Here is a 16,908-nt window from a genome sequence, read left to right on the forward strand (position 1 = left end):
GTCAAGTGTTCGGCCCATCGCTTGTCAAGGCCTGTCAAGCTCCGCAGACCCTACCGGCCCATTCTTAGGGTTTCCTGTAGGCAGGACGCCCCGGGTGTCCATTCGGTGGACAGCGCATCCCAAGACTGAACAGGTTGCCCGTAGACTCTTTTTCCAACACCGCAGGTAGCACGCGCACGGATTGGCCGCGCGCGGGAGGAGCAATCATGACCAGGGCGTGGCGTGGCCTCATCGAGGAGTACCGTGACCGACTTCCGGTGACCACGGCGACGCCCGTCGTCACGCTCCTGGAGGGCGGCACCCCGCTCGTCCCGGCGAACCGGGTGTCGGCGCTGACCGGCTGCGAGGTCTACCTGAAGGTCGAGGGCCTCAACCCGACGGGAAGTTTCAAGGACCGTGGCATGACCATGGCCATCAGCAAGGCCGTCGAGGACGGGGCGAAGGCGGTCATCTGCGCCTCCACCGGCAACACCAGCGCCTCCGCCGCCGCCTACGCGGTCCGCGCGGGCCTGACCTGCGCCGTGCTGGTGCCCCGGGGCAAGATCGCGATGGGCAAGCTGGCCCAGGCGCTGGTCCACGGGGCCCGGCTGCTCCAGGTCGAGGGATCCTTCGACGACTGCCTGGAGATGACCAGGAAGCTCTCCGAGAACTACCCGATCGCGCTGGTCAACTCGGTGAACCCGTTCCGGCTCCAGGGCCAGAAGACCGCCGCCTTCGAGATCGTCGACACGCTCGGGGACGCTCCCGACATCCACTGCATCCCGGTCGGCAACGCGGGCAACATCTCGGCGTACTGGATGGGTTACACCGAGTACGCGGGTGACGGCATCGCGACGAGAACGCCCCGCATGTTCGGCTTCCAGGCCAGCGGTTCCGCGCCGATCGTCAACGGTGCGCCGGTGACCCACCCGCACACGATCGCCACCGCGATCCGCATCGGCAACCCCGCCTCGTGGCGGCTCGCCGAGGCCGCCCGCGACGAGTCCGGCGGCGTCATCCAGGCCGTCACCGACCGCCAGATCGCCGCCGCGTACAAGCTGCTCGCCCAGGAGGAGGGCGTCTTCGTCGAGCTCGCCTCCGCCGCCAGCGTGGCGGGCCTCCTCCAGGCCCACAGCCAGGGCCTGGTCGAGCCGGGGCAGCGCGTCGTGTGCACGGTGACCGGAAACGGCCTCAAGGACCCCGACTGGGCCATCTCGGGCGCCCCCGCCCCGGTGACGATCCCGATCGACGCGCACGCCGCGGCCGTCGCCCTCGAACTCGCCTAGGTCCTGTGCCACGGATCCTGTCGTGGCGAGGGCCGGTCGGGCGGTGCCCCGCGGGACGGCGGAGGGAGCCGTGGCGTTCCGCGGTGACCGGCGGCAACGTGGCGAGGCACCGCCCGGCCACGATGGGCGGAAGATCCAAGGGGCGGGGCCCAGTGAACCCGGCACGCCGCGACCGCCCCGGTATCGCACCTGGAAATCCCACAGAACCGGGCAGATAGGAGAAGCCACTTGTCCGCCATGGCCACGCCATCGAGCCGTGCCCCGGGAGATCTATGATCAGCGGCAAGGTGACCGTCCAGGTCCCCGCGACCTCGGCGAACCTCGGCCCGGGATTCGACACGCTGGGTCTGGCACTCGACCTCCACGACGAGGTCGAGGTCGAGCTGTTCGAGCCCTCGGGGGGCTCCGGCTCCCGGAGCGCCGTCATCGAGGTCGAGGGAGAGGGCGCCGGCGAGCTTGACGGGGGTGAGGGGCACCTCATCGTCACCACGATGCGCACGACCTTCGACCGGATGGGGCTCGGGCAGCCGCTCGGGATCAGGTTGCGCTGTCTCAATCGCATCCCGCACGCCCGCGGCCTCGGGTCGTCCTCCGCCGCGATCTGCGCCGGGATCATCGCCGCCCGCGCGCTGGCCACCACCCCGTATCAGGACGGCTCCGCCCCCGCTCACCGGCCGGGGGCGCGGCCCGAGTTCACCGACGACGAGGTCTTCGCGCTGGCCACCGAGATCGAGGGCCATCCCGACAACGTGGCGCCGTGCCTGGCGGGCGGGCTCACCGTCGCATGGACGGACGGAACGGGCACGCCGCACCTGGTGCGGCTGCTCCCGCACTCCGACGTCAGGCCCGTGGTCCTCATCCCCGGGTACCGGCTGTCCACCGAGGTCGCCCGGGGGCTGCTGCCCAAGGCGGTGCCGCACGCCGACGCCGCCGCGAACGCGGGGCGGGCCGCGCTGCTGGTCGCGGCGTTGACGGCCAGGCCGGAACCGGAACTCCTGCTGGCCGCCACCGAGGACCGCCTCCATCAGGACTACCGCGCGCCCGCGATGCCGCTCACCGCCGACCTGGTACGGCGGCTGCGCGAGGCGGGCGTCGCCGCGGTCGTTTCGGGAGCGGGGCCCACGGTTCTTGCGTTTTCGACCGTGAATACGCAGGATTTGATCGCAGCAGAAGTGGGTAATGACTGGCACATCCGGCCACTGGATGTCGAAACCCGGGGTGCCCGCGTTGTTTCTCCTGAGACACGCTGACATCTCTCGACCTTCAGGGAATAGCTGTGTGCGCTGGTGATGTTAGGCTGATAGCCGCACCAGGTGCCCCGCGTTGGGTGCGTGCTTGTCAGCCACACATCGCTGCATCATGTCTCACTCCGTGAGGCGTGATCGCCGCAGTGGCCTCCCCGAATCCGTCGCCTCCGAATGCTCCACATTCGGCTGGGGCAACGAAGAGGCGGCGTTTTAGGGGACATGCGCGTTCGATCTACCTCGACATCTGGTTGCCGGTAGCAATCCGGGGGGGTGTCCTCCAAGTCCCACCGTCGGCGATTCTCGATGGTGACGGCCTGGATCAACCCTTCTCCGACAGTGGCGGCGGCTCTCCATGGGCCGTCGAGGATCGCAACGTGCAACCCGACCCGGTCTGTCCCACCGGGTCGATCGCACCACCGGGACGATTGGCTGATCATGGCCACGCCCGACCCCTGGGAAGGACCCATTAGTGAGCGACACCACCGAACTCCTCTCCGACGTCACCGGCACGGCGCCGGCGTCCGGCGACACCCCCACCCGCCCCGCGGCCAAGCCGCGCCGTCGCTCCGGCACCGGCCTGTCCGCCATGGTGCTGCCCGAACTGCAGGCCATGGCCTCCGGTCTCGGCATCAGCGGGACAGGGCGGATGCGCAAGAGCCAGCTCATCGCGGCCATCCAGGAGAAGCAGGGCGTCTCCGCCGAGAGTGCCCAGGCTCCCGTCACCGCCAAGGAGACTCCGGCCGTAGCCGTCCCCGCAGCCGCGGCCGAGCCGGTCGTCGAGCGTCCGGCACGCACCCGCAGGGAACGTTCCCGCCCCGTCGTGGCCGCCGAGCCCGTTGTGGAGCAGGCGCCGCCCGCTCCCGATCCCGTGGCCGCCGTCGTCGCTCCCGAGCCTGTCGTGGAGCAGCAGACTATCGACGCCGTCCCGGCCGAGGGCCGCGGCGAGCGTGGCGAGAGCCGCCGCGAGCGCGGTGAGCGTCGTGGCCGTGGCGGCGAGCGCGGCGAGCGCGTCAACGACCGCCGCGAGCGTGGCGACAACCGCGGCGAACAGCGCGGCGACCAGCGCGGAGACCAGCGCACCGACTCCCGCGCCGCCGACACCGGCCAGAACCGTGGCGAGCGGATCAACGACCGCGGTGAGCGCGGCGACCGCGGCGACCGCGGTGAGCGCGGCGACCGCGGCGACCGCGGTGAGCGCGGCGACCGTGGAGACCGCGGCGACCGTGGCCCGCAGAACCGGGGGCCGCAGGACCGCAGCGACCAGCACGGCGTGGGCGACGACGACGACCGTCGCGGCCGTCGCGGCCGGTTCCGCGAGCGCAACCGCCGTGGCCGCGACCGCTTCGACAGCAACGAGCCCGTGGTGGGCGACGACGACGTGCTGATCCCGATCGCCGGAATCCTCGACATCCTCGACAACTACGCGTTCGTCAGGACCAGCGGTTACCTGCCGGGTTCCAACGACGTCTACGTCTCGCTGGCCCAGATCCGCCGCAACGGCCTGCGCAAGGGCGACGTCGTCACCGGCGCCGTCCGCCAGCCCCGCGACGGCGAGCGCCGTGAGAAGTTCAACGCGCTCGTCCGCCTGGACACGGTCAACGGCATGGACCCGGAGCAGGCGCGGCAGCGCCCTGACTTCAATAAGCTCGTCCCGCTCTACCCGCAGGAGCGCCTGCGCCTGGAGACCGAGCCGAACATCCTGACCACCCGGATCATCGACATGGTGGCACCGATCGGCAAGGGCCAGCGTGGTCTCATCGTCTCCCCGCCCAAGGCGGGCAAGACGATGGTGCTTCAGGCGATCGCCAACGCGATCACCCACAACAACCCCGAGTGCCACCTGATGGTCGTCCTGGTGGACGAGCGTCCGGAAGAGGTCACCGACATGCAGCGGTCGGTGAAGGGCGAGGTCATCCACTCGACCTTCGACCGCCCGGCCGAGGACCACACCACGGTCGCGGAGCTCGCCATCGAGCGCGCCAAGCGCCTGGTGGAGCTGGGCCACGACGTGGTCGTGCTGCTCGACTCGATCACCCGTCTGGGCCGCGCCTACAACCTGGCGGCCCCGGCCTCCGGCCGCATCCTGTCCGGTGGTGTCGACTCCACCGCGCTCTACCCGCCGAAGCGCTTCTTCGGTGCCGCCCGCAACATCGAGAACGGCGGCTCGCTGACGATCCTCGCCACCGCGCTGGTCGAGACCGGCTCCAAGATGGACGAGGTCATCTTCGAGGAGTTCAAGGGCACGGGCAACCTGGAGCTCAAGCTCAACCGGCAGCTTGCCGACAAGCGGATCTTCCCCGCGGTGGACGTCGACGCGTCCGGCACCCGCAAGGAGGAGATCCTCATGGGCAAGGACGAGCTCCAGATCATCTGGAAGCTCCGCCGCGTGCTGCACGCCCTTGACATGCAGCAGGCTCTCGAGCTTCTCCTGGAGAAGATGAGGGAGACCAAGTCCAACGCGGAGTTCCTGCTCCAGGTGCAGAAGACGACCGTCAGCTCCGAGCGCGACTGACCGCTCACCGCACGTTGAACGCCCCGGCCCCTCAGGCCGGGGCGTTCGGCGTTTCCAAAGCGCTTGTCTGACCCGGGTCTTCGGGATATCCCTACTTCAGGACGCATTTTCGCGGACGACAGGGGGGCGCGTGACTGCCGAGACAATGGTGAGCACGCCCGTGGTCAGGACGCCGCTCCGGCGGCGCGTGCCCTTCGGGCCGAACGGTCCCCTCGGCATGTTCGTCGACCCGATGACCTGGCGGGCCGTTCCCTACCTGCTGGTGAGCCTGTTCCACGGCCTCGCCTGGTTCGCGTTCCTCGCCTCGGTGATCCCGCTCTCCCTGGCGCTGGTGATCGTGTGGATCGGGCTGCCGCTCCTCGCCCTGACCATGCTGGCCTGGCGGGGGGTGGCGATGCTGGAGCGCCGGTTCCTCCGGCTGGCCTTCGGCGTCGACATCCCCAGCCCCTACCGGCCATCGGAGGGCGACAACCTGTTCCTGCGCTGGAAGGACATGTTCGTCGACCCCGCCACCTGGAAGGATCTGCTCTACCTGCTGTTGCTGCTGCCGATCGGGATCGGGGAGTTCACGGTCTCGGCGGTCCTGTGGACGCTCGGGCTCGGCCTGACCGTGGCGCCACTGCCTCTGCTGCTGGTGGGGGAGCCGATGACCCCCATCGGCGAGCTGCCGATCGACAGCGGGCCGAAGGCGCTGCTGTGCATGCTGATCGGGATCGGGTTCCTGCTCGCGGCCCTGTACGCGACCCGGGGGATGGCCTGGCTGCACGGCCTGCTCGGCGCCGCCCTGCTGGGCACGGGGGAGAAGAACCGGCTGGCGGCCCGCGCCGCGCACCTGCGGGCCAGCCGGGCCCGCGGGGTGGACGCGGCCGAGGCCGAGCGGCGCCGGATCGAGCGTGACCTGCACGACGGCGCACAGCAGCGGCTGCTGTCGGTGGCCATGGACCTGGGCCGGGCCCAGGCCAAGCTGGACTCCGACCCGACCGCGGCCCGGGAGCTCCTCGACCAGGCGCACAGGGGCACCAAGGCCGCCATCGCCGAGCTGCGTGACCTCGCCAGGGGCATCCATCCGGCGATCCTCACCGACAGGGGGCTGAACGCCGCCCTGTCGTCGCTCGCCGCGCGCGCGCCCGTACGGGTGGATCTGGCGGTGGAGGTCTCGCACCGGCCCCCGCCGGCGGTGGAGAGCATCGCGTACTTCGTCGTGGCCGAGTGCCTGACCAACCTGGCCAAGCACTCCGAGGCCACCGAGGCGTCCATCCGGGTCAGCCGGCAGGAGCAGCGGGTGATCGTCGAGGTCTACGACAACGGGGTCGGCGCCGCGGTGCCGCGGCCCGGAGGCGGTCTCGCCGGGCTGGCCGACCGGGCGGCGACCATCGACGGCACCCTGAGCGTCGACAGCCCGCTCGGCGGCCCCACGATGATCAGGGCCGAGCTGCCCTGCGAATGGTGAGGGCCTGAACACATGCGGGTGGTGATCGCCGAAGACTCGGTGCTGTTGCGCGAGGGGCTGGCCAGGCTGCTGGCCGACGGGGGCATCGAGACCGTCGGGGTCGTGGGCGACGGCCCGGGGCTGGTGGCCGCGGTCGTCGAGCACGATCCGGACCTGGCGATCGTCGACGTCAGGATGCCGCCGACGCACACCGACGAGGGACTGCGCGCGGCTCTGGAGGCCAGGAGCCGGCGGCCGAGGCTGCCGATCCTCGTGCTGTCGCAGTACGTCGAGGAGCAGTACGCCACGGAGTTGATCGGCGGTGGCGCCGCGGCGGTCGGCTACCTGCTCAAGGAGCGGATAGCGGACGTGGCCGAGTTCCTCGACGCGGTGCGCCGGGTGGCCGCCGGGGGAACGGTCATCGATCCGGAGGTGATCGGGCAGCTGCTGGGCCGCCAGCGCAGGGGAGATCCCCTGGAGTCGCTGACCGCGAAGGAGCGAGAGGTGCTGGCCCTGATGGCGGAGGGCCGTTCCAACGCCGCGGTCGCCGGGCGCATGCTCGTCACCGAGGGCGCCGTGGAGAAACACATCTCCGGCATCTTCGGCAAGCTCGGCCTGGAGCCCGCCACCGACGACCATCGCCGGGTTCTCGCCGTGCTCGCGTATCTGGGCAGGTGAACGCCCGCAGCCCCGGTCTCTCCAGGGCGGGGAATGTCTTGTGGCCTGGGATGGTTGCAGGATCTGGCACACTGGTAGCCGAACCGCAGCGGTTCCGGTTCCCGCCCGCGCGCACCTCGGTGTGCCAGCGCGCAAGCCTCATCGGCGAGAGACAGTGGCGACCCGGCGACCGCGTTTTGGAGAGGAAAAGACGACATGAAGCCCGACATCCACCCGGAGTACGTCGCCACTCAGGTGACGTGCACCTGTGGTAACTCCTTCACCACCCGCAGCACCGCCAAGAACGGCGTGATCCACGCCGACGTGTGCTCCGCCTGCCACCCCTTCTACACGGGCAAGCAGAAGATCCTGGACACCGGCGGCCGGGTGGCGCGCTTCGAGAAGCGCTTCGGCAAGAAGTCCACGGGCCAGTAGCCCCCATCCCGACGCCGGCTCGGAACAACCCTCCCGCGAAAGGGGGGTGCCCGAGTCGGCGTTCGTGGTGATGAGGCAGGCTTAAAAGGGCTTTCAAGGAAGGACGCACGGTGAACCTCGACGAGCTGCTCAGTGAGTACGCCGAGCTGGAACTCAAGCTCGCCGACCCCTCCGTGCACGCCGACCAGAAGCAGGCGCGCACCTTCGGCAGGCGCTACGCCGAGCTGACCCCGATCATCAACACCTACCGCGAGCTCGAGGGCGTCCAGGCGGACCTCGGGACGGCGAGGGAGCTGGCATCGGAGGACGAGGCGTTCGCGGAGGAGGCCAAGGAGCTCGAAGCGCGGGTTCCCGAGCTGGAGGAGAAGCTCAGGCACCTGCTCGTCCCGCGTGATCCCAACGATGACAAGGACATCATCATGGAGATCAAGGCGGGCGAGGGCGGCGAGGAGTCCGCGCTGTTCGCCGGGGACCTCCTGCGGATGTATCTGCGGTTTGCCGAGCGGATCGGCTGGAAGACCGAGCTCATCGACGCCACCCACTCCGACCTCGGCGGTTACAAGGACGTCACGATCGCCCTGAAGGCCAGGGGCGACGAGGGCGTCTGGTCGAGGCTCAAGTTCGAGGGCGGTGTGCACCGCGTCCAGCGGGTGCCGGTCACCGAGTCCCAGGGGCGCATCCACACCAGCGCCGCCGGGGTGCTGGTCTACCCGGAGGCCGAGGACGTCGACGTCCAGATCGACCCGAACGACCTCCGCATCGACGTCTACCGCTCCAGCGGTCCCGGTGGTCAGAGTGTCAACACCACCGACTCGGCCGTGCGGATCACGCACCTCCCGACCGGGGTGGTCGCCTCCTGCCAGAACGAGAAGAGCCAGCTCCAGAACAAGGAGTCGGCCATGCGCATCCTGCGGGCCCGCCTGCAGGCGATCGCCGAGGAGGAGGCCAACGCCGCCGCCATGGCCGAGCGCAAGTCCCAGATCCGCACCGTCGACCGCTCCGAGCGCATCCGCACCTACAACTTTCCCGAGAACCGCATCTCCGATCACCGCGTCGGTTTCAAGGCGTACAACCTCGACCAGGTGCTCGACGGGGATCTCACGGCCGTCATCCAGTCCCTGCTCAACGCTGAGATGGCGGAGAAGCTCGCCAACCATTCATAGAACGCGCCCATGACCTTTCTGCTGGACGAGATCGCCCTCGCCACCGCCCGGCTCGCCGAGGCAGGTGTGCCGTCGCCGCGCACCGACGCCGAGGAGATCGCCGCATGTGTGCACGGTGTACGGCGCAGTGAGCTGCACACCGTGAAGGACTCCGACTTCGACGCCCTGTTCTGGGAGGGCGTCGCCCGCAGGGAGTCCCGCGAGCCGCTCCAGCACATCACCGGGCGGGCCTACTTCCGCTACCTGTCCCTGGAGGTCGGGCCGGGGGTGTTCGTGCCGCGCCCGGAGACCGAGATCGTGGTGGGCTGGGCGATCGACAGGCTGCGGGAGATGGACGTCGCCTCGCCCGTGGTCGTGGATCTCGGCACCGGGTCCGGTGCCATCGCGCTGTCCATCGCCCAGGAGGTCGCGCTGGCCACCGTGCACGCGGTCGAGGTCGACCCGGACGCCTACGGCTGGGCCAAGCGCAACATCATCGAGCACGGTCAGGGCCGCGTCCACCTGCACCCGGAGGATCTGGCCGACGCCCTCTCCGAGCTGGACCACCAGGTCGACCTGGTGGTCTCCAACCCGCCGTACATCCCGCCCGGCGCGATCCCCCGTGACCCCGAGGTCCGCGACTACGACCCGCACCGAGCGCTGTACGGGTCGGGCAGCGACGGCCTCGACGAGGTCAGGGCCGTCGAAAGGACCGCCAGGCGCCTGCTGCGCCCCGGTGGCTTCGTCGCCGTGGAACACGCCGATCAGCAGGGCACCCCGGTCTATCTGATCTTCTCTGAGGAGAACGGCTGGCGCGACGTCCGCAGCCGCCAGGACCTGACGCGCAGGGACCGCTTCGTCACCGCCCGCTTCGGCCAGGAATAGGATGCACGCCGTGAGCGAGGGGATCCTGGCCGTCGGTGACGTGCCGGTGGACGAGGAGGTACGCGAATGCGCGTAGCGAGCGATCCTGAGGAGGCACAGTGAGCCGACGTTTTGACTGCATCGATGCCGAGCAGCGCGCCGCGGGCCTGGTAGAGGCCGCGTCCGCCCTGCGGCGGGGGGAGCTCGTGGTGCTGCCTACCGACACCGTCTACGGTATCGGCGCAGACGCCTTCGCACCCGCCGCGGTCACCGCCCTGCTGGAGGCCAAGGGCCGCGGCCGTGACATGCCGGTGCCCGTGCTGGTCGGGACCGTCCGGGCGGCCAACGCCCTGGTGGAGAATCTCGGTCCGTACGGCCAGGATCTCGTCGACGCCTTCTGGCCGGGGCCGCTCACGTTGATCTGCCGCGCGAACCGGTCGCTCTCCTGGGACCTGGGGGACGCCAAGGGCACCGTCGCCATCCGGATGCCGCTGCACGCGGTCGCCCTCGACCTGCTCAAGGAGACCGGCCCGATGGCCGTCTCCAGCGCCAACCGCTCCGGTGCCCCCGCCGCGACCAGCGCCGCCGACGCGGAGAAGCAGCTCGGCGACTCGGTGTCGGTCTATCTCGACGCCGGGCCGTGTGAGAGCGACACCCCTTCGACGATCCTGGACCTGACCACCGCGGTGCCCAGGTTGCTGCGGCGCGGGGCGGTCGCGGTGGAGAGACTGCGCGGCGTGATCGGCTACGTCGCCACCGACGCTGGTCCCGAGCCTGACGGTGGCACAGAGTCCGGTGGGTGAACGTGGACCCGAGCGTTCCCGTCCTTCTCGTCAAGATCGGGCACTACCCGCTTCACCACGGTGCGGTCGGCGTCGTGCGGACGCTGGGACGGCTCGGGGTCGCTGTTCACGTCATCGCCGAGGGTCGCCTGACCGCGGCGGCGCTCTCCCGTTACCGGGCCGGCCAGATCGTCTGGCCGACCACTGGGGCCGAGCCCGCTGAGCATCTTGTGCGGGGGCTGCGGGAGATCGCCGCGTCGCTGCCGGGAAGGGCGGTGGCCGTGGCGACGGACGACGAGGCGGCGATCCTGCTCGCCGAGCACGCGGAGATCCTGTCCGAGCACCTCCTGCTACCGCCGGTCCCGCGTGACCTGCCGCGCCTGCTGGCCAGCAAGCACGAAATGTTCCGGCTGTGCCGGCGCCACGGCATACCGGTTCCGGAGTCACGGCTGATCACCTCGCTCGACCAGATCGACGAGATCGCCGGGGAGCTCACCTTTCCCGTCGTGCTCAAGAACTCCGAACCGTGGCTCCGGCTGGCCGCGCCGGCGGTCAGCCGTTCCACGGTGGTGGAGACGCCGGTGGAGCTGCGCGAGCTGGCCGCGACGTGGCCGGCCACGCCGTACACGCTCGTCCAGGAGTACCTGCCGCGCTCGGAGTCGACGGACTGGATCGCCCACGTCTGCTGTGACGCGCAGGGGAACGCGGTGGTCACCTTCACCGGGGTGAAGGTACGGTCGTGGCCGCCGCACGTGGGGGTGACGACGTACGCCTACTCGGTGGCGAACCCGGAGCTGGTGAGCCTGACCACCAGGCTCTGCAAGGAGACCGGCTACGCGGGCGTCGCCGATCTCGACTGGCGGCTCGACCACCGTGACGGAAAGTACAAGCTTCTTGATTTCAACCCTCGGGTGGGAGCGCAGTTCCGGCTTTTCGAAACCGACGCGGGGATCGACGTGATCCGGGCCCATTACCTGACGCTGACCGGCCAGGCGGTCCCGCCGGGAACGCAGGTGGAAGGGCGCAGGATCATCGTCGAGAACCTGGACGTTCCTGCCCGGGTCGCCTATCGACGCGCGACGCGCGCCTACCAGATCCCCGAGGGGGGTGGGAGGGAGTTCGCCTGGCTCGCCGCCGACGATCCTCTCCCGGGACTGGCCACGGCCGTCCGCAGCGCCCGTCCGATCGCGCGGCGGGTGATCGCGCGGCTCTCCGGCCGGAAACCGTCATTCATGTGAAGAAAATAATCACCTGTTGCTGATAGGAATCCTGGTCCGTATGTGACCCTGATGGCCCTGTCATCCGTCATCTACCGGGTGTTCGGCGCGGTGAGAGGACGACAGCGGAATGGTTACCCGACCGAGTGGGCCGCCGCGGGCGGCCGTCGTCCATCTGATCAGGCGGAACGCGTTCTTCGTCGGTGCCCTGGTGGCCGGGACGGTGGTCCGCGCGGGCATCACGGTGACCCAGCTTCCCGTGCTGGCCAAGAACGACAGTTACGCCTATATCGCGCTGGCCCTGCGGCCCCAGCCGCATGTGGTGCGGCCCAGCGGTTACCCGCTGTTCCTCTGGCTGCTCAAGCCGTTTCACAGCTTCACGCTGGTGGTCACGGTCCAGCACCTGCTGGCCCTCGTCTCGGTCACCGGTGTCTACGCGCTGCTGCGGCGGAGAACCTCGCTCCCCGGCTGGGGGGCGACACTTGTCGTCCTTCCCGTGATGTTCGGCGCGTGGCAGCTCAAGATGGAGAGCGCCATCATGAGCGAGGCGCTTTTCGTTCCGCTGACCATCGGGGCCGTGGTGGTGGTGCTCTGGTGGCGCTCGCCCCCCGCCTGGGCCGTCGCGCTCTCGGGGGTGCTCCTCGCCCTCGCCACGCTGGCCCGCGCGGCAGGGTTGCCGCTGATCCTGCTGGTGGTGGGATACCTGGTCGTCCGGCGCGTCGGCCCGCGCCCGGTCATCGCCTTCACGGTCGCGGCCGTCCTGCCGCTGGCCGGCTACGGGCTGTGGTTCCGGGCGTGGCACGGCAGCGTCGCGTTCACCCGGAGCAACGGGATCTTCCTCTACGGGAGGGTCATGGACTTCGCGGACTGCGAGAGGATGGCCCCTCCGATTCCCGAGCGGGGACTCTGCACGCAGGCACCGCCGGGAACCCGCCCGAAGTCGGACACCTACATCTGGTATCCGGGCACCCCCCTGCAGAGCATGGGCGTCGACGTCTTCAGCGAGGACGTCAACAACCTGGCGTCGAGCTTCTCCTGGCGGGCGATTCGTGAGCAGCCCCTCGACTTCGCCGCGACGGTCGCCAGGGACACCGGCGCCTTCTTCGCCGAGCCCTGGATACCGATGCCGCCGACGGCCGAGGAACTGGGGTACGACTCCGGGGTCAACGCGACCTACGTGCCGGGAGCCGATCCGGTGCGGGACGTTCGCGCGTACGAGGGAGGGGATCTCCTGGTCGCCACGGCCCTGGGCCACGACGCGGTGGAGCCGCCCGCGCCCAGGGCGGCGGGTCTTTTGAAGGTGGAGGGATACGCGACGGGCCTGCTCCTCGGCGTGCTGCTGATGGCGGGCGCGGCCGGAGCGGTCAGGTGGAGGCGGCCCGAGATCGCCCTCCCCTGGGCCTTCGCGGTGGCGCTGCTGCTGATACCCGCGGCGACCTCGGTGTTCGATCGGCGCTACGCCCTTCCGGCCATCCCGCAGGCGCTGCTGGCCGTGGCCCTCCTCTGGAGGCGGGAGAAGGATCCGGAGCGGTCGCGTATTCCCAGGTGACAGGCCAGAAAACCAAGCTTGATGTGATTTTTGTTGTTTTTGGTGGACAGGTAAACGCATGATGCGGATCGCACGTCCTTCTTGTGCTTGTCCAGCAAGAAGGTGAGAGCGTATGAGTGCGACGTCGACCGAGCGCAGAGCGGAGCGCCCTCCGGCTGCCCCGCTCGTTCCGGGGAACGGGCGGAAGCGGTCGATCACCCGCGTGCTCGTCGCGGGTGACCTCTGCTGTGCCCTGGTGGCCTATGCCGTGGTGCTGGGAGCCAGATGGTGGTGGGGCGGCTACGTCCCCTGGTTCGAGATGGTGTTCTCGGCGGGGCTGGTGATCGCCTGGCCGGTGGCGATGTCGTTCGTGGGGGCGTACCGAGGGCGGGTCCAGGCGGGTGGCCTGGAGGAGGTCCGCCTGGTGTTCAACGGTGGCCTGGGGCTGGCCGCGGTCGTCGCGATCGGTGCCTACATCACCAAGCTCATGATCGCCAGGAGCATCGTCATCGCCATGCTGCCCATGGCGATCCTGCTCACCCTCGCCTTCCGCCGCGCCCTGCGCCGGCACCTGCACAGGATGGACCCCCACGAGGCGGTCACGCGGGTCGTCGCGGTCGGGCACCAGGTGGCGGTGATGGACCTGGTGATGCAACTGCGTCATCAGCCCGGGTACGGCATGAGCGTGGTCGCCGCCTGCCTGCCCGAGGGGGCGGAGCTCGGATGCGTCCCCGACGTCGACGGGGTTCCGATCCTCGGCGACTTCACCAACGTGGCCGAGGTGGTGGCCAGGACGTCGGCGAACGCGGTGGCGGTCCTGGCCTGTCCTGAGCTGGATGGCGTGGCTCTGCGCAGGCTGGCCTGGAGCCTGGAGGTCACCGACACCGATCTGTTCGTCGCCCCGTCCCTGATGGACGTCGCCGGACCGCGGGTCAGCGTCCGCCCGGTCGCCGGCATGACACTGCTCCACGTGGACCACCCCTCTTTCGGAGGGATCAACCAGATCGTGAAGAACGTGTTCGACAGGGTGGTGGCCGCCGGGGTGCTGGCCGTTCTCGCGATCCCGATGTTGGCGATCTTCGTCGCGGTCCGGGCCACGAGCGACGGGCCGGCGCTGTTCAGGCAGACCCGGGTGGGGAAGGGCGGGCGCGAGTTCCAGATCCTCAAGTTCCGGACGATGGTGACCGGCGCCGACCGGCTGGGCGGCCTCGACATCGAGGCGGCGCTGCTCAAGATGCGGGACGACCCGCGCGTCACCCGGGTGGGAACGTTCCTGCGCCGGTACTCCCTCGACGAGTTCCCGCAGCTCGTCAACGTGGTCCGCGGGGAGATGTCGCTGGTCGGGCCACGCCCGCTGGTGCCCGCGGAGTTCGCCCTGTACGGCGCGGACATCCACCGCAGGCTGGTGGTCCGGCCGGGGATGACCGGCCTGTGGCAGGTCAGCGGACGCTCGGACCTCTCCTGGGAGGAGCGGATGCGGATGGATCTCCGCTACGTCGAGAACTGGTCACTGATCCTGGACCTGCAGCTGCTCTGGAAGACCTGGGGGGCCGTCGCGCGTGCCCGGGGAGCCTACTGACACCAACGGGCACTCAACGGATCTCGTCGACGGCGTTGGCACTGTCGCTCTCCCGGATGTAGTCGTCGACGCGGTCGTCCTGGATCGCCTGGCTGAGGGCCCGCACCTTCCGTGTGTCCAGGTACACGACGCTCTGCGAGCCCTCCATGCCGCTGCCCCGCACCGGCATGGTGGTGTACTGGAACCCGTCGGCGCCGGCCAGATCGAACAGCCGCGACCTGATGATCCCCGGGGTGACCCCCGAGTCGACGCTGATCGCCTTGGTCAGGGCGCGCAGCAGGTTGTTGACCTTCACGGGGTTGGCGAGGGTCTCGGCGCTGAGCACCTTGCCGGCGATGGAGTGCAGCAGCGCCTGCTGACGCTTGATCCGGTCGAGGTCCCCGCCGGGGAGGTTGACGCGCTGGCGGACGAACTGCAGGGCCTTCTCGCCGTCGAGGTGCTGGCGGCCGGCCTTCCAGGTGACGCCGCTGAGCGGGTCCCGGACGGTCTCCGTCACCTCGACGTCGACCCCGCCGATCGCGTCGGTGGCCGCGGAGAACCCCTGGAAGTCGATCGCGGCGTAGTGGTCGACGCGGACACCGGTGAGCTTCTCGACCGTCTTGATCAGCAGGGCGGGGCCGCCCCAGGAGAAGGCGGCATTGATCTTGGCTCTGCCCTTCCCGGGAATGGCGACCCACGAGTCCCGCGGGATCGAGATCACGCTGATCCGGTTCCCGGCGTCGGCGAGGTGGATCAGCATGATCGTGTCGGTGCGCTGCTCGCCGGGGCGCCACAGCCGGGTCCTCGCGTCCTTGCCGGTGGTCGTCCTCTCCGAACGCGTGTCGGTCCCGACGAGCAGCCAGTTCTCACCCACCCCCAGCTCGGCGGGGGGCCGATCGGCCTCAGCGGTGGGGATGGCGTCGGGAATGCGCACGATGTCGCTGTCGAGGCTGCTCTGGAAGACGTAGAGCGTTCCAGCGGTACAGGCACCCATCAGGATTCCGGCGGTTCCGGTGATCAGCAGGAGGCGGAGGGCGCGATGCATCGGGGGTGCCCCTATCGAGTCAGACATACCAAAAGAAGTGCCATGCAACCTGCGATACCTTATGTCGCGCTGGTGGCAGTTAGCACGGTCAACTCGTTCATCACTCGCGTCACGGAGGTCTTGGTGGGGCTTGACGCCGTGAAGCGGCCCGCGCCCGGCGGCACCCGCCCCGGGCAGGTGGTGCGGGTGCTCCATGTGACCGAGTGCTGGGGCAGCGGGGTGGCCAGCGCCGTCCACACCTACGTCGAGGCCACACCGGACCACGAGCACTGGCTGCTGATGGCGCACGACGCGGCCGACCCCCTGCTGGGCGAGGATCGCCTGCTCAAGGGGGTCAGGGTCTTCTCCGACGGGCACCTGGCGAGGATCCGCGACGTGGCCGCCGCCTACCGGGAGATCCGTCCCGACATCGTGCACGCCCACTCCTCCTACGCGGGCTTCTACGTCCGCTCCTGCCCGCCGGTTCCCACCGGGCGGATCGTCTACAGCCCGCACTGCTACGCCTTCGAGCGGACCGATGTCGCGCTTCCCGTCCGGTACGGCTTCCGCCTGGCCGAGACGCTGCTCGCCTCGCGTACCGGCGTCGTGGCGGCGGTGAGCCCGAGGGAGGCCGAGCTCGCGGCCCGGCTCCGCGGCGGCCAGCGCGTGGTCTACGTCCCCAACGTCGTCCCCGAGACCCCGGCGGCGGTGGAACCGCGGGAGCCCGGGGACCGGCCGGGCCTTGTCGCGGTCTCGGTCGGCCGCGTCTGCGCGCAGAAGGACCCCGCCTTCTTCGCCGCCGCCGCCCGCGCGAGCGACGAGTCCATCAGGTGGGTCTGGATCGGCGACGGAGACCCCGCCCTGCGCCGTGTCCTTCAGGACGCCGGGGTCGTCGTGACGGGCTGGCTCGCCCGCGAGGAGGCGCTGGCCCTGCTCGGCACCGCGGACGTCTACGTCCACACGGCGAGCTGGGAGGGCGCCCCGATCTCCGTGCTGGAGGCGGTCGGAGCCGGCCTGCCCGTGGTGGCGAGGGACATCCCGGCGCTGCGCAGCCTGGGCGTACCCGACCTGGTGACGACACCGGCCGGGTGCGCGCGGGCGGTGGCCGACCTCGGGGACCGCCCGCGGCGCGAGGAGGCGGTACGGCGGCTCGCCGGCGCGCTGGCGGGGCAGCACACCTCCGGGCTCCAGGCGGACCGGCTCGCCCACGCCTACACGCTCGTCACGGGGGCGGCGTGAGGGTCGGGG

General features: G+C 70.1%; 14 protein-coding genes. 13 read left to right on the top strand and 1 reads right to left on the bottom strand.

All coding sequences use genetic code 11. The features are described 5' to 3' along the window. Positions 1-206 precede the first annotated feature (206 nt). The 12 genes from thrC (at position 207) to ABZU75_RS05670 (ending at position 14,657) form a co-directional block, all read left to right on the top strand. Complete coding sequence (thrC, locus tag ABZU75_RS05615) at positions 207-1,265, top strand: threonine synthase (protein ID WP_355549850.1); 1,059 nt, start codon at positions 207-209, stop codon at positions 1,263-1,265. 272 nt (positions 1,266-1,537) lie between these two features. Next, a complete protein-coding gene (gene thrB, locus ABZU75_RS05620) occupies positions 1,538-2,515 on the top strand; it encodes a homoserine kinase (protein ID WP_355549852.1) in 978 nt (325 codons plus the stop codon). A gap of 466 nt (positions 2,516-2,981) precedes the next feature. Beyond that, positions 2,982-5,024: a transcription termination factor Rho gene (gene rho / locus ABZU75_RS05625; protein WP_355549854.1), complete on the top strand. Its 2,043-nt coding sequence runs from the start codon at positions 2,982-2,984 to the stop codon at positions 5,022-5,024. A gap of 130 nt (positions 5,025-5,154) precedes the next feature. Beyond that, positions 5,155-6,474 carry a sensor domain-containing protein gene (locus ABZU75_RS05630; protein WP_355549856.1) on the top strand — a complete coding sequence of 440 codons (1,320 nt, stop codon included), beginning with the start codon at positions 5,155-5,157 and terminating at the stop codon, positions 6,472-6,474. 12 nt (positions 6,475-6,486) lie between these two features. Further along, positions 6,487-7,131, top strand: coding sequence for a response regulator transcription factor (locus ABZU75_RS05635; RefSeq protein WP_355549858.1), 645 nt, complete (start codon positions 6,487-6,489; stop codon positions 7,129-7,131). A 195-nt stretch (positions 7,132-7,326) separates the two neighbouring features. Continuing rightward, on the top strand, positions 7,327-7,545 hold the full coding sequence (gene rpmE, locus ABZU75_RS05640) for a 50S ribosomal protein L31 (protein ID WP_343975689.1): 219 nt from the start codon (positions 7,327-7,329) through the stop codon (positions 7,543-7,545). A 110-nt stretch (positions 7,546-7,655) separates the two neighbouring features. Continuing rightward, entirely contained in the window at positions 7,656-8,708 is a 1,053-nt protein-coding gene (prfA, locus tag ABZU75_RS05645) for a peptide chain release factor 1 (protein WP_355549861.1), read from the top strand. A gap of 9 nt (positions 8,709-8,717) precedes the next feature. After that, the gene (gene prmC, locus ABZU75_RS05650) at positions 8,718-9,572 is read left to right on the top strand and encodes a peptide chain release factor N(5)-glutamine methyltransferase (protein ID WP_355549863.1); all 855 of its coding nucleotides are present in this window, start codon (positions 8,718-8,720) and stop codon (positions 9,570-9,572) included. Positions 9,573-9,670: 98 nt separating this feature from the next. Further along, positions 9,671-10,354 (top strand): L-threonylcarbamoyladenylate synthase, encoded by a 684-nt coding sequence (locus ABZU75_RS05655; RefSeq protein ID WP_355549865.1) that lies wholly within the window; start codon positions 9,671-9,673, stop codon positions 10,352-10,354. Further along, on the top strand, positions 10,351-11,571 hold the full coding sequence (locus ABZU75_RS05660; RefSeq protein WP_355549867.1) for a hypothetical protein: 1,221 nt from the start codon (positions 10,351-10,353) through the stop codon (positions 11,569-11,571). The genes ABZU75_RS05655 and ABZU75_RS05660 overlap by 4 nt, the downstream gene beginning before the upstream one ends. 109 nt (positions 11,572-11,680) lie before the next feature. Continuing rightward, on the top strand, positions 11,681-13,099 hold the full coding sequence (locus ABZU75_RS05665) for a hypothetical protein (protein ID WP_355549869.1): 1,419 nt from the start codon (positions 11,681-11,683) through the stop codon (positions 13,097-13,099). Between the two features lie 112 nt (positions 13,100-13,211). Beyond that, positions 13,212-14,657 (top strand): sugar transferase, encoded by a 1,446-nt coding sequence (locus tag ABZU75_RS05670; RefSeq protein ID WP_355549871.1) that lies wholly within the window; start codon positions 13,212-13,214, stop codon positions 14,655-14,657. Between the two features lie 13 nt (positions 14,658-14,670). On the opposite strand, the gene ABZU75_RS05675 is transcribed toward ABZU75_RS05670, so the two are convergent. Next, positions 14,671-15,681 carry an LCP family protein gene (locus tag ABZU75_RS05675; RefSeq protein WP_355549873.1) on the bottom strand — a complete coding sequence of 337 codons (1,011 nt, stop codon included), beginning with the start codon at positions 15,679-15,681 and terminating at the stop codon, positions 14,671-14,673. Positions 15,682-15,753: 72 nt separating this feature from the next. Here ABZU75_RS05675 and ABZU75_RS05680 point away from each other — a divergent pair, with 72 nt between their 5' ends. Continuing rightward, entirely contained in the window at positions 15,754-16,899 is a 1,146-nt protein-coding gene (locus tag ABZU75_RS05680; RefSeq protein WP_355549875.1) for a glycosyltransferase family 4 protein, read from the top strand. Positions 16,900-16,908: the final 9 nt, after the last annotated feature.

Origin of the sequence: Streptosporangium sp. NPDC005286 (assembly GCF_040607515.1) — a bacterium.
Lineage (GTDB): Bacteria > Actinomycetota > Actinomycetes > Streptosporangiales > Streptosporangiaceae > Streptosporangium.

Bases quoted from the DNA above. Each gene is read 5' to 3' on its own strand.
- thrC (WP_355549850.1), top strand. From the start codon at position 207: ATGACCAGGGCGTGGCGTGGCCTCATCGAGGAGTACCGTGACCGACTT.
- thrB (WP_355549852.1), top strand. From the start codon at position 1,538: ATGATCAGCGGCAAGGTGACCGTCCAGGTCCCCGCGACCTCGGCGAAC.
- ABZU75_RS05635 (WP_355549858.1), top strand. From the start codon at position 6,487: ATGCGGGTGGTGATCGCCGAAGACTCGGTGCTGTTGCGCGAGGGGCTG.
- rpmE (WP_343975689.1), top strand. From the start codon at position 7,327: ATGAAGCCCGACATCCACCCGGAGTACGTCGCCACTCAGGTGACGTGC.
- prmC (WP_355549863.1), top strand. From the start codon at position 8,718: ATGACCTTTCTGCTGGACGAGATCGCCCTCGCCACCGCCCGGCTCGCC.
- ABZU75_RS05665 (WP_355549869.1), top strand. From the start codon at position 11,681: ATGGTTACCCGACCGAGTGGGCCGCCGCGGGCGGCCGTCGTCCATCTG.
- ABZU75_RS05670 (WP_355549871.1), top strand. From the start codon at position 13,212: ATGAGTGCGACGTCGACCGAGCGCAGAGCGGAGCGCCCTCCGGCTGCC.
- ABZU75_RS05675 (WP_355549873.1), bottom strand. From the start codon at position 15,681: ATGCATCGCGCCCTCCGCCTCCTGCTGATCACCGGAACCGCCGGAATC.